A 13,231-nucleotide genomic window follows, 5' to 3' on the forward strand; every position below is an offset into this window, starting at 1 on the left:
TTTATTAAATAAGCATCTCATGTTCGAATAAACTTCGATAGGGTCAGTAAGCTTTTTAGTAAACATCAGTGAGAAGTAATTTTTTATAAATTTGCTATACATGTAGGTGAGTCAACTGGAAAACAGAAAGAGGATGACCATACAATTATCCATAACGATGCAAAGGAAAGTTGGAGGCTAAAAATAACTAATAAGTCCTCCTTATGCTGCAGCTGGTCAGGTCTGACGATGGAAATAATTTTCGAAAGACAAGTTTAGCTTCGTCATTGTTGTGTAGAACCCAAAATAGCAGATCAATTACCGATTGAACCCAACGCTGAGTGTTATTAATTTTTATCGGATTTTCTGTAAACAGGCTTGAACCTACAGTACTTGATCCTCAATAAATTCATAAAATTAATTAACTATTAAATATATTGAGGTGATTGCTTGTGGTTTTTGTTCATCCTTTACACCACCATTTCATGCAATGGTGCTGCGACACTTGTTATGACGATCTTGGCAGACCAAGACTTTGTAACTGTAGACCTGATTGTTATGCCTATTATGCAAATCAACCTTATTACTTGTTTTATTAATGGATAGAGGTAGTTCCTCTATTTTTTTATTTCATAATTCTTTTCAAACACCATCAAAATTTATAAGCAGTGAAATAAATACTGGATGTATTATTCACCCGAACAACTGATTGAAGCTTAAAAATCAAATGGAAAAAATGCAAAAAATACAAAATGATTTCGAAAACTCATGTTTTTATTAGGATTCCACAAAAAGCAAAAAAGCGTCAATCCCTTGATACTATTGGGATTGACGCTTTTTAATCTAACTCTCTAAAACATACAGTACGCCCTCGGAGGGAATCGAACCCCCATTTTAAGAACCGGAATCTTACGTGCTATCCGTTGCACCACGAGGGCAAATTAACGATGCGCCAATTTTGGACGCTTCCCTATTATATGCCATGTCTGCCTGTTTTTCAAGTGAGAAAATTCTCATCGCCCTTACAATCCGTTGTGTTTAAATCATTTCAGTTTGGTTATGATGAGAAGTGGACAATACATATTTTCTAATGGTGAAAAAAGTCGAAGAAATCTTGCTCAAGATCCAATCGAATTGTTTGACCTTTTTTGACTATCAGTGTATCATAACTTACATAACAGTAGTATTTGTCTTAAAGGTGCATACTTTTGTTTTTACAGATTCTCTGACAGAATTTATAACCATTTAAAGGAGGAACATAAAATGAATTTGATCCCTACAGTTATTGAACAGACTAATCGTGGTGAACGTGCGTATGACATTTATTCCCGCCTTTTAAAAGATCGCATCATTATGCTTGGAAGTGCGATTGATGATAATGTCGCTAACTCCATTGTTGCTCAATTACTTTTCTTAGAAGCTGAAAACCCTGAAAAGGATATCACTCTTTACATTAACAGCCCAGGTGGCAGTATCACTGCTGGTATGGCGATTTATGATACGATGCAGTATTTAAAGCCTAATGTGCAAACAATTTGTATCGGTATGGCTGCTTCCATGGGTGCTTTCCTATTAGCAGCTGGTGAAAAAGGTAAGCGTTACGCTCTTCCAAACGCTGAAGTCATGATTCACCAACCGCTTGGTGGTGCTCAAGGGCAAGCAACGGAAATCGAGATTGCAGCAAAACGCATTTTATTCCTTCGTGAAAAGCTTAATACGATTCTATCTGAGCGTACAGGTCAACCGCTTGATGTTATCGCGAAGGATACGGATCGCGACAACTTCATGACTGCTGAAAAAGCTAAAGAATACGGCCTAGTAGACCATATCATTACTCGCAACACATTAAACGAAAAAAAATAACTTTGTAATTGAAAGACTGTTTCCATTAAGCGATTTAAAACTACGCTTGATGGAAACAGTCTTTTTTATGCGTTGATAAAAACCTCATATATGATTCTTTCTAAAATGTCTTGTATTCAAGCCGTTTCAGCTTTTTGCTTGAGAGGGAGCAGACGCTATTAGCCCTTCTCCCTTTCCATGCGGACACGAGTTTTCCCTTTTTTTCCTCTTTTTTGTCCTCATAAACGCTCCATGCGGACACCATTTTCCCTTTTTTCTCTTTTCCTGTCCTCATGAACGCTCCATGCGGACACGCTCTTCCCTTTTTTCCCTTTTCCTGTCCTCATGAACGACTCATGCAGACACCATTTTCCCTTTTTCCTCTTTTTCTGTCCTCATGAACGCTCCATGCGGACACGCTCTTCCCTTTTTTCCCTTTTCCTGTCCTCATGAACGCTCCATGCGGACACGATTTTCCCCTTTTTCCCTTTTCCTGTCCTCATGAACACCTCATGCGGACACCATTTTCCCTTTTTTCTCTTTTCTTGTCCTCTTGAACACCTCATGAGGACACACTCCGATACTTTCCGCTTAATTACATCCTCATGAACGCTCCATCAAGACACACTCCGATTCTTTTCTCCGCATAATCAAATACTAATTAATGCTCCGTCAGGCGGAAAATAGGATTGTAAAGGGAGCTGTGGGAGCGATAAAGCAGGGACAGGGTGCTTGTGCTGCAGAGATTCGCCGGTTTAATTTTCTGCCCTCTGCACAAAAAAGAAGCTGCCGTCAGCATCGCTTCTTGCAGCTTCTTTCCGTTATTTAGACCCCTCAATCAAGTGTTTAATCCTGTTGCACGTATGTGGCGAGTGCTTCTAGCGCCTCTTGTTCGTCGCTGCCTTCAGCGATTAGGGTAATATTTGCGCCGGAATTAATGGCGAGGCTCATAAGCCCCATAATGCTTTTAGCATTGACTTGCTTGCCGTCTTTTTCGATGTAGATATCTGATGAGAAACGTGTAGCTTCTTGGACAAACAAGGCAGCTGGACGTGCCTGCAACCCCGTCTTTAATTTGACTTCGACTTTTTTCTCTACCATATCCTTCTTCCTCCCTGAAAAGTCTCTCTCTTTTTTTCTCTATATAAAAATGAACTTCAACATTTATTGAATTGGTTCACCAGCTCTTAGCTTTTCAGCAATTTCGTCAATTTTTCTAAGACGATGGTTAATGCCGGATTTACTGATTTGACCGCCCGAAACCATTTCTCCCAGTTCTTTTAACGTAACATCTTGATAGGCAACTCGCAGTTCAGCAATTTCTCGTAATTTATCTGGCAGAATATCTAAGCCGACTGTTTCTTGAATGAAACGAATATTTTCCACTTGCCTTAACGCTGCTCCAATCGTTTTATTCAAATTCGCTGTTTCACAATTAACTAGACGATTAACGGAATTTCTCATATCTCGTACGATGCGGATGTCCTCAAATTTTAACAATGCATTATGAGCACCGATGATATTTAAATACTCCGTAATTTTTTCCGCTTCCTTTAAATAGGTGATATAGCCTTTTTTCCGTTCTAATGTTTTGCTGTTTAACTCAAAGGAATTCATTAATTCACATAAGGCATCATTATGTTCCTTGTACAAAGAAGCGATCTCTAAATGGTAGGAAGACGTCTCCGGATTATTAACAGAACCTCCGGCAAGAAATGAACCACGGAGATAGGAGCGCTTGCAGCACTTCTTTTTCACTAATTCCTTGGAAATATCATGGGCAAATACGAACCCTTCTTGAAGAATTTTTAAATCCTCTAATATTTCTTTCGCTTGCTGTGAAAGCCTTACGATATACACATTATTCTTTTTGAGCCGCATTTTCTTTCGAACTAATAATTCGACTTGTGCATTGTAATTTTTCTTCAGTAATGTGTAAATTCTTCTAGCAATGGCAGCGTTTTCCGTTTGAACATCTACAACAAGCTTACGATTGGAGAAGGATAAGGAGCCATTCATTCGAATCAGGGCTGATAATTCAGCCTTGCCACAACAATCCTTTAATTCTAAGTTTGTTAGCTCCTTCTTTGTTTCTGAAGCGAATGACATCCCTATACCCCCTAAAGCACAACAAACTGAATCAACACGGATTCACTTATTTACGCTTTAAATCTCTTTTTGGTTTCATTTAATAAGATTGAATATAAAATATTGGCGACTTCTTTCGTATCATGGCGAATGACACCATTCTCCAAGGTCATGATCTCGCCTTGCACTACTTCAAGCCCCAGTTCATATAATTGAGTAAAATCGAAGTGAACAGGCTTTGAATACTCCTCGCTATAACGCTCTAAAATCGAGCTCGGGATGTTTTCACTATTCACTAAAATCGTGTCTAAAAATCTGCTCTTCATATGATCATATAAAGCTTTTACATGGTCGCTTGCCGTATAATCTAATGTTTCCCCTGCTTGGGTCATAAGATTGCATATATATACTTTCTTCGCCCTAGCTCGGCATATTTCTTGTCCCAATTTAGGTACGAGAAGATTAGGCAAAATGCTCGTATACAGACTGCCAGGACCAATAATAATCAAGTCCGCCTGTCTAATCGCATGAACTGTCTCTGGCAATGGATGGGCAATCTCTGGAGTTAAAAAAACACGCTTTATTCTCTTTCCTGAATAAGGAATTTTAGACTCACCTGAGACAATCGTTCCATCCTCCATTTCTGCATGCAGAATCACACTTTCGGCAGCCGCCGGCAAGACCCGTCCATTTACATTTAACACTTTACTCATTTCTTGGATTGCATGAACAAAATTACCTGTAATCGATGTCATGGCAGCGAGAATCAGGTTGCCAAGAGAATGGCCTGAAAGTTCATTTGACGTCTTAAAACGATGCTGAAACATCTCTTCAATCAGTGGCTCTACGTCGGATAAGGCTGCTAAAACATTGCGGATATCACCTGGTGGAGGGATATCCAAATCATCCCTTAAACGTCCAGAGCTTCCTCCGTCATCGGCTACTGTCACGACAGCCGTTATATCAAGGGGATACTTTTTCAATCCTCTTAATAACACAGGCAAGCCGGTTCCGCCTCCGATGATGACAATTTTGGGCTGTCCGTTTTTGGTCATGTTGTTTTTTCCTTTCTCCTTTCAATATCTCGGTGAGAAGCACGAGTATGGTAGTCCTTTTCAAAGTAACGAGCCAGGTATTCCGTTAAGGCAACAGAACGGTGCTGTCCACCTGTACAGCCAATTGCAATCACAAGCTGTGATTTTCCTTCGCGTTTATAATGAGGGAGCATAAAGCTTAGTAAGCTCGTAACCTTTTCTAAAAACTTATTCGTCTCATTCCACTTTAAAACATAGTTGTAAACCTCTTCATCAAGTCCCGTCTTCGGCCGCATATGGTCGATATAATGAGGGTTGGGTAGAAAACGTACGTCAAAAACTAAATCTGCATCGATGGGAATCCCATGCTTAAATCCGAAAGACATAACATTGACAGTAAAAGTTGACTTTTTATTGGCAGAGAATTCTTGGATAATCCGTTCACGCAGTTCCTTCGGCTTTAGTTTTGAAGTATTATAGATGATTTGAGCTCTCCCTTTTAACTCTTCTAACAGCTCTCTTTCTAACTGAATTCCTTCAAGAGGCAAACCTGATGGAGCAAGAGGATGGGATCTTCTAGTTTCTTTATATCTTCGAACGAGGCAGCTGTCATCCGCATCTAAGAACAAGATTTGTGGCGCCACCCAAGAGGTTTCTGCTAGTTCATCTAGCGCTCTAAACAAATGGTCAAAGAATTCTCTTCCCCTCAAATCCATCACCAAGGCAACCTTGTTCATTTTGCTGCCCGAATCTTTCATTAGTTCAAGAAACTTAGGCAATAATGTTGGCGGTAAATTGTCTACACAAAAAAAGCCAAGATCTTCAAAGCTTTGAATCGCAACTGTTTTTCCTGCACCTGACATTCCCGTAATAATGACCATTTGTGTATCATTAACTGCTCCGGTACTCATATACATTCCCCCATTCACTTCTTTCAATCGAGTGCCGTTTGTAGTTATGGTAAGTCTATTTTTCAGGTTTATCTCGTATAGATTATGTTTTCTACAAAGTTTTACTTAACTTCGATAGAATTAATTTTGAGTAAATTTCACAACGGTTGAAGGGAATGACCAGCACGATTTCTAATAAAATATGCTGAGAATGCTAAAAAGGATAGTGCCATTTCTCCTTTTAGCTTGGGTCTAAGCGGTATTGCAAAAGTTTAAAATCCTCTGTATAAGTAAAGGTGCCGTAAATAATCCCTTGCCCTTGCACCATATAATCCAATATATGATAATCTCCCTCTGCCATTGGTAATTTTTTGATTTCCTCAAGAGGATGCCATGCTAGCTTGCCCTCTTCCGATTCCTCTAAATGAATTCCATCTGCATTCTCCGCAAAAAAAGTAAACATCATCCACTCCGATAAGACCTGATCTCCATCCTTCATAATAAAGGTAAAAATCCCCTTAAGATGAGGGTTTTTTAAGTAAATGCCTGTTTCTTCTCTAAATTCACGAATACAGGAATCACGGACTGATTCACCCGGTTCCATTTTCCCACCTGGCGCAACCCACCATCCTCGTTTCGGCTTTTGTAATAACAACACTTTATTGTCTTTTAAAAGTACACAATTAGTAACCCGCTGCATTTTTTCCACCTCTGACTTCACACCACATCATTATGAATTTCCCTCAACCTCTGTGAAAATTACTCAATCCAATCCCTTCACTTGATTATACTATTTTTAACAAATCCCCACAATGAATAGGGGTTCTCAAACAAAAAAGACAAGCAACATGTCACATTTAAGGCATTGTTTTAGTGATAAAAGCTCCATTGAACGATCCTCTGATTTCATTTTCATGGAATCATGATCGAAAAAAATCACATAAAACAAAGCCAAATAAAAAAAAAGAGCACAAGTTTCCTTGTGCCGTCCAAGTGTATATATTTTAAAAGGGGGTCAATTTCTATTCTTATCATAACGAATGTTTATTTCACTACTGTTACAATAGAATTAAAAGGGAGTAACGTTTTGTAAATTCTGACGCATTTGGTAAGTTATAGCGATTTTTTTGTTTGTTAAAAAGAAAGAAACGCCATTAACCCCATTTTTCCCCAAAAGTCCGTATTATGCTTTTGCTTTTAAAGATTCCTGCAACTCTTCTACATAATGCTGTGCACTTTGGGCTGCAATACTTCCGTCCCCAGTGGCGGTAACAATTTGGCGAAGCATTTTTTCGCGGATATCCCCAGCGGCAAAAATTCCCGGCACACTTGTCTCCATTTTTTCATTTGTCACAATATAGCCATTCTCATTTGTAATTCCGAGGTTTTCAAATGGCTTTGATAAAGGAATCATGCCAATGTAGACAAAAACACCGTCTGTCTTGAACTCTCGCTCTGCTCCGTCTTCTGTTGAAACAAGGGTGACACTGCCGACTTTCCCATCTTTCTCATGGATTTCCTTCACTGTATGATTCCAAATGAAATCAATTTTTTCATTATCAAAAGCACGTTGTTGAAGGATTTTTTGTGCTCTTAATTCGTCACGGCGATGCACGATTGTCACCTTTGAAGCAAAGCGAGTTAAATAAACGCCTTCCTCAACGGCCGAATCACCGCCCCCAACTACTAATAATTCCTTTTCTTTAAAGAACGCACCGTCACAGACAGCACAGTAAGAGACTCCCCGTCCACCAAGCTCTTTTTCGCCAGGAATGCCGATTTTTTTATACTCAGCTCCGGCAGAAATGATGACAGCACGAGCTTTATATTCTTTCGAACCTGCTTTTATTGTTTTGTATTCTTCTCCATCGATCACTTCTTTAATATCCCCATAGGCATATTCAGCCCCAAATTTCTTCGCGTGATCGAACATTTTCGTTGATAAATCTGGCCCTAAAATGTGGTCATAGCCAGGATAATTCTCCACTTCTTCCGTATTCGCCATTTGACCACCAGGAATTCCCCTCTCAATCATCAACGTGGAAAGATTAGCACGAGATGTATAAACAGCAGCGGTCATTCCCGCCGGTCCGGCACCAATAATAATAACATCATATATTTTTTCATCAGACATAGTAGTATCCCACTCCTTTAAGTAGCATCCCATTAACATGAATAGTATTTCCTAACTAACCATATCCTATAAAATAATGGCGGCATCGTCCATATTTATGCTCAATTTCTTCTATGCAAACTGAGGTAACAAGGTCAGCCGAGATTCGAAAATAGAAAAAAATCGGTCCCTTAGGCCCGATTTAATTCCTCCAATAGCTGGGTAACAATTTTTACGTATTTTTTCATCGTCGTAACAGACAAGCCATATTGCTCTGCCAGTGCTTGCTGAGAAATTCTTTCTTGACGAAGCTTTCTCCAAACATAATCGACAGCGGAAGCATAGGCTTTCTCATTTTTCGGAAGAGATGGATTTTCAGTCATCACACTTGCAATCGAAAACCACATCTTATACAGATCAGCTTCATCTGTAGGGTGATGAAAGCTGTAAAATTGACTAGCTATATTATGTGCTAGCGGGGCACGACCTTCCTCTTTAAAAAGGTACTGTACATATTCATTTTCTAAGGTTGTCGTGCCAGTGTATGATGACAGAAGCTCTTCTTTATCATCTGATAGCGATGTTAAAAATAGCCCAAAAAGCCTTTCTTCCAGTTGTTCACTTGCTAGTTGTTTTTTGATCGCTTCTCCAGTATAGAGTTTTGTTTCATTATTCCACGGCTCTTGACCTTCTTTTTCCGGATTCATTTGAATAACCCGCAGCCAGCTCTTTTCAGCCGTTTGCAATCTTCCTGTATAATAAGCAGAATATGAAAGCCAATAGTAAAAAGGACCCTCCCCTTCAAATCCCTGCTTATAAAGCCTTTTTAGCCAAGAATAGGCCATTTCGTAATCGCCGATTAATGCAAACGTCGTACCAAGCTTAAATTGATGCTCCGAGGATAATGGCTTAATTTTTTCTAAAACCTCTTTATATTTTTTCACGGAATACCAATCGTTCTCGTAGCAAGCAAACACCGCTTTGTTGCAAAGAGCGTGCAAATTGCCGTGATTTTTCTCTAATACTTCATCTAGGATGCGATCCGCTTTCTGCGGCTCTCCTAAATAATAATAAGCCAATGCAAGATTATTGTAAGCAGACCAATATTCTGGAAACTTCTCAATCACTTCTTTAAGAAGGACTGCTGCTTTTTGAAATTCTCCTGTTTCAAGCAGTTCCCTTGCTTCCTCCTGCTTCGAAATTAAGTCATCCTGCTCATACAAATCCTCTTCCAATTCTTCACCTTCAAGCATTAAAAGGTCCAACAAATCTTCCGCATCCTCTGCGAACTCCCCATCCCCTTCTAACTGCATATATAATGAAGCGTGGTTGAACGCATCTTTAAATAAACCGAGATGGGCGTAATTATTGGCAAGAAAATAGTGACATTCGATCATCTGCTCATCCCATTCCTCCAAAATCATATGAAGGAGACGATTAGCTTCTGTATACTGAGCATTTTCTGATAAAATAATCGCCAATTGACAAGCAATCATCGGTTCCCCTGGCTCAAGTTCCATCGCACGCTCTAAATATTTTATTGCCTTATGATGATCTCGACGTTGGTAAGCCTTTAATCCTTTTGCAAAATAATACTCACCAGTCGGAGTGAACGACAGCAATGTTCCTGTTGTTTTTGTTGCTTTAGAGTCTTTACTCATGAAATCCTCCATCTATCTCAAGATATACCAAAGAAGTATATCATACAAACGAGCCTTTTGGTAAGGTGTTTACCAGACTTATCCCTCACAGGCACTGCCAAAATTTACAGATTATGAGTTCTTCTCCCTTGAATTCCCTTTTTCAAATAATAATTTGCTCATTGTTATATTAGTAATATAGTTATATGTCGATGTAATTGAAAAACAGACTGAAAATCTTGTAGATAAGAATGATAAATAGGAGACCTACTTTGCTCTTTTTTACCTATTTATCCGTCCCTTCGTGCCGTTTGCGAAGGACCTTTAATACTTCTGTAAAAGGGAGCTTTTGTTCTTCCAGCAAAACGAGCAAATGATACATCAAGTCAGCTGCTTCCCATTTCAGCTCTTCAGTATCACGATTTTTTGCTGCGATAATGACTTCTGCCGACTCTTCGCCCACTTTTTTAAGAATTTTATCAACGCCTTTTTCAAATAGGTACGTCGTATAAGCTCCCTCTGGACGTGCCTTTTCCCGCTGATGAATGACTTCCTGAAGGGAGTGTAAAATTTGATAGTCCGCAAGAGTGCTAGAGGGCTCATGCGTTACTCCATACAAACTTTCAGCAAAGCAGCTTGTAGTCCCGTTATGGCATGCCGGTCCTTTCGGTTCAACAAGAACGACGAGAGCATCTTGATCACAATCAAATTTAATCTCCGTAATCGTCTGCGTGTTTCCGCTCGTTCCCCCCTTATGCCACAACTCCTGACGGGAGCGACTGAAAAACCACGTTTCCTTCGTTTCTATTGATTTCTTTAAAGACTCCCGGTTCATATAAGCAAGGGTGAGAACTTCCTTTGTCATGGCGTCCTGAACGATTGCTGGAATGAGGCCTGCGTCATCAAACTTTAAGTTATCGATATTCATCTCACATTCACACCTTCACTTTTTAAAAATGTCTTTACCTCTTCTACCGATGTTTCTTTATAATGAAAAATAGAAGCAGCCAAGGCGGCATCTGCTAATCCGTCCCGAAAAGCTGCGACAAAATGCGCTGCATTTCCTGCTCCTCCAGAGGCAATGACTGGAACAGTGACTGCTTCACTGACAGCTCTCGTCAGGGCCAGATCAAAGCCATCCTTCTCACCATCGCAATCCATACTCGTTAGCAGGATTTCTCCTGCACCAAGACGTACCGCTTCCTTCGCCCAGGCAATGACCTCGTAATCAGTCGCTTTTCTTCCACCATGAGTATAAACTCTCCATGAACCAAGCTCCGGATCAAATTTTGCATCAATCGCCACAACCATGCATTGAGCACCAAAAAAACTCGCTCCCTCCGTAATAAGTGAAGGACGCAAAACAGCGGCCGTATTCAATGAAACTTTGTCCGCTCCAGCTCGCAACATCCGTTTCATATCCGCTAAGGAATTGATGCCGCCCCCTACTGTAAAAGGAATAGCCAATTCTGAAGCGACCTCGTTTACAACCTCAACCATTGTTTTTCTTCCTTCATGGGAAGCAGAAATATCTAAAAAGACAAGCTCGTCTGCCCCTTGTTGATCATAAAATCGCGCCAATTCTACGGGATCCCCTGCATCGCGAAGCTCCACAAATTGAATTCCTTTTACAACCCGCCCTTCTTTCACATCAAGACAAGGGATAATTCTTTTCGTCAGCATCTAATTTTGCACCTCCCGCAAAGCCTCTATCACGGAAAACTTTCCTTCATAAAGTGCTTTGCCTACAATTGCGCCGCGCACCCCGTTTTTTTCATATTCCTTTAAAGCAGCTAAATCTGCTAACTGACTCACGCCTCCTGAGGCAATGACTTCCTTTTTCGTTTCTAGTGCCAATTCATTAACGGCAGCAAGATTGGGACCTGATAACATTCCATCAGTGGCAATATCGGTAAATATAAATGTTTCCGCACCAGCATCGGCAAATTTTTTTCCGACATCGACCGCCCTCATTTCTGAAGTGTGCAGCCATCCATGTGTTGCCACAAAACCGTTTTTAGCATCAAGCCCGATCACAATCTGGCGCCCATATTTTCTCACCATTTCGATCGCAAATTCAGGATTGGAAATCGCCACACTTCCGATAATCACCCGTTCCACGCCGTTCTCAAGATAATGAACGATATCTGATTCCGAGCGAATTCCACCTCCTATTTGCACCCTTACTTTCAGCCTTGCTGCCTCTAGTACAAACGGGTCATTTATCCGTTTGCCGTCCTTTGCCCCATCTAAATCGACCATATGAATCCAGGCGGCACCTTGCTCAACAAACCGTTGCGCCATCTTAAATGGCGAATCTCCATATATCGTTTCTTTGTCGTAATCCCCTTGAAGGAGTCGAACGCATTTCCCACCGCGCATATCGATTGCTGGGTATATTATAAAAGTCATGACTGGATCGTCCTTTCCTTCGCTAATTGTATAAAATTTTGCAGCAAACTCATGCCAAGGCCCCCACTTTTTTCAGGGTGGAACTGCATCCCATACACATTGCCTTTACCTACCACTGCCGGAACGTCGACATCATATTCACAGTCAGCAATCACAACCTTACGCTCCTCTGTACTGACATAATAAGAATGGACAAAATAAACAAAATCCTCGCTAATTCCGCTGATAATCGGAGACTTATTAATAAAACGCAAGCGATTCCAGCCCATATGGGGTACTTTATAAGGCGTGCCAGCTTTTTCCCCTGAAAAACGAATCACTTTTCCAGGAAGAAGCGCCAACCCATCAGTCAGCCCATTTTCTTCACTCTGCGCAAATAAAAGCTGCATGCCTAAGCAAATGCCAAGCATTGGCTTTCCCGAACCGGCATACTGTTTTACCATTTCGGATAAACCCGTCTCATTTAAACGCTCCATCGCATCTTTAAAAGAGCCGACTCCTGGTAAAATAAGAGCATCTGCCCCTGCTAACTCCTTTCTATCCTCGGATACAAAATATTCGACTCCAAGCCGCTCCATCGCTTTGCTGACACTGAATAAATTACCCATTCCATAATCAATAATGCCGATCATTTATAACATCCCCTTTGTCGAGGGTATTCCTTTTATTCTCGGATCAATGGTAGTTGCTTCATCCAATGCCCTTCCTAAAGCTTTAAAAATCGCTTCAATGATATGGTGTGTATTTTGACCATAATGAACGATCACATGTAAATTCATTCTTGCTTCTAGCGCAAGCTTCCACAGAAATTCGTGGACAAGCTCTGTATCAAATGTTCCCACCTTTTGACTTGGAAATTCTGCCCGCATTTCTAAGTGAGGACGATTGCTTAAATCAACGACCACTTGAGCAAGAGCTTCATCCATTGGCACAAATGCATTTCCATAACGTTTAATCCCTTTTTTGTCACCGAGCGCTTCCTTTAATACCTGTCCGAGACAAATCCCAATATCCTCCGTTGTATGGTGATCATCGACTTCTGTATCACCGTCAGCTTGGATATGTAAATCAAACTGCCCATGTTTCGTAAATAAATCAAGCATATGACTCATAAAAGGGACGCCTGTTTCAAGCTTAGAAATTCCCTGTCCATCTATGTTTAAAGCAAGCTCAATATTCGTTTCATTCGTTTTACGCGTAATATTTGAAATTCTGTCCATTTTTTCATTCGCC

General features: G+C 40.4%; 13 protein-coding genes and 1 tRNA gene. 1 reads left to right on the forward strand and 13 read right to left on the reverse strand.

Annotation, left to right across the window (positions count from 1 at the left end; translation table 11 throughout):
* Positions 1-845 precede the first annotated feature (845 nt).
* Positions 846-917: transfer RNA gene (locus FCJ93_RS18530), tRNA-Arg, on the reverse strand.
* A gap of 295 nt (positions 918-1,212) precedes the next feature.
* On the opposite strand from FCJ93_RS18530, the gene clpP reads away from it, so the two are divergent.
* Positions 1,213-1,842, forward strand: a complete 630-nt coding sequence (gene clpP / locus FCJ93_RS18535) for an ATP-dependent Clp endopeptidase proteolytic subunit ClpP (protein WP_268951605.1) — start codon at positions 1,213-1,215, stop codon at positions 1,840-1,842.
* 825 nt (positions 1,843-2,667) lie between these two features.
* Here the strand turns inward: clpP and FCJ93_RS18540 are convergent.
* From FCJ93_RS18540 to hisB, 12 genes are all read right to left on the reverse strand, one after another.
* Positions 2,668-2,922 (reverse strand): HPr family phosphocarrier protein, encoded by a 255-nt coding sequence (locus tag FCJ93_RS18540; RefSeq protein ID WP_095310398.1) that lies wholly within the window; start codon positions 2,920-2,922, stop codon positions 2,668-2,670.
* Between the two features lie 63 nt (positions 2,923-2,985).
* Positions 2,986-3,930 carry a DNA-binding protein WhiA gene (whiA, locus tag FCJ93_RS18545; protein ID WP_137744356.1) on the reverse strand — a complete coding sequence of 315 codons (945 nt, stop codon included), beginning with the start codon at positions 3,928-3,930 and terminating at the stop codon, positions 2,986-2,988.
* A gap of 50 nt (positions 3,931-3,980) precedes the next feature.
* Positions 3,981-4,964 (reverse strand): gluconeogenesis factor YvcK family protein, encoded by a 984-nt coding sequence (locus tag FCJ93_RS18550; RefSeq protein ID WP_137744357.1) that lies wholly within the window; start codon positions 4,962-4,964, stop codon positions 3,981-3,983.
* The gene (gene rapZ, locus FCJ93_RS18555) at positions 4,961-5,854 is read right to left on the reverse strand and encodes an RNase adapter RapZ (protein ID WP_137744358.1); all 894 of its coding nucleotides are present in this window, start codon (positions 5,852-5,854) and stop codon (positions 4,961-4,963) included. The genes FCJ93_RS18550 and rapZ overlap by 4 nt, the downstream gene beginning before the upstream one ends.
* A 220-nt stretch (positions 5,855-6,074) precedes the next feature.
* Positions 6,075-6,533, reverse strand: coding sequence for an NUDIX hydrolase (locus FCJ93_RS18560; protein WP_137744359.1), 459 nt, complete (start codon positions 6,531-6,533; stop codon positions 6,075-6,077).
* A gap of 483 nt (positions 6,534-7,016) precedes the next feature.
* Complete coding sequence (trxB, locus tag FCJ93_RS18565) at positions 7,017-7,967, reverse strand: thioredoxin-disulfide reductase (RefSeq protein WP_137744360.1); 951 nt, start codon at positions 7,965-7,967, stop codon at positions 7,017-7,019.
* A gap of 170 nt (positions 7,968-8,137) precedes the next feature.
* A complete protein-coding gene (locus FCJ93_RS18570) occupies positions 8,138-9,607 on the reverse strand; it encodes a tetratricopeptide repeat protein (protein ID WP_137744361.1) in 1,470 nt (489 codons plus the stop codon).
* 265 nt (positions 9,608-9,872) lie between these two features.
* Positions 9,873-10,514 (reverse strand): bifunctional phosphoribosyl-AMP cyclohydrolase/phosphoribosyl-ATP diphosphatase HisIE, encoded by a 642-nt coding sequence (gene hisIE, locus FCJ93_RS18575; protein ID WP_137744362.1) that lies wholly within the window; start codon positions 10,512-10,514, stop codon positions 9,873-9,875.
* On the reverse strand, positions 10,511-11,269 hold the full coding sequence (hisF, locus tag FCJ93_RS18580; RefSeq protein WP_137744363.1) for an imidazole glycerol phosphate synthase subunit HisF: 759 nt from the start codon (positions 11,267-11,269) through the stop codon (positions 10,511-10,513). Before hisF ends, hisIE begins: the two co-directional genes overlap by 4 nt.
* The gene (gene hisA / locus FCJ93_RS18585) at positions 11,270-11,998 is read right to left on the reverse strand and encodes a 1-(5-phosphoribosyl)-5-[(5-phosphoribosylamino)methylideneamino]imidazole-4-carboxamide isomerase (protein ID WP_137744364.1); all 729 of its coding nucleotides are present in this window, start codon (positions 11,996-11,998) and stop codon (positions 11,270-11,272) included.
* Positions 11,995-12,630: an imidazole glycerol phosphate synthase subunit HisH gene (gene hisH, locus FCJ93_RS18590; RefSeq protein WP_137744365.1), complete on the reverse strand. Its 636-nt coding sequence runs from the start codon at positions 12,628-12,630 to the stop codon at positions 11,995-11,997. Before hisH ends, hisA begins: the two co-directional genes overlap by 4 nt.
* Complete coding sequence (gene hisB / locus FCJ93_RS18595; protein WP_095310507.1) at positions 12,631-13,218, reverse strand: imidazoleglycerol-phosphate dehydratase HisB; 588 nt, start codon at positions 13,216-13,218, stop codon at positions 12,631-12,633.
* Positions 13,219-13,231 lie beyond the last annotated feature (13 nt).

It is taken from the genome of Robertmurraya siralis (genome assembly GCF_005502275.1).
Taxonomy (GTDB): Bacteria; Bacillota; Bacilli; order Bacillales; family Cytobacillaceae; genus Robertmurraya; species Robertmurraya siralis.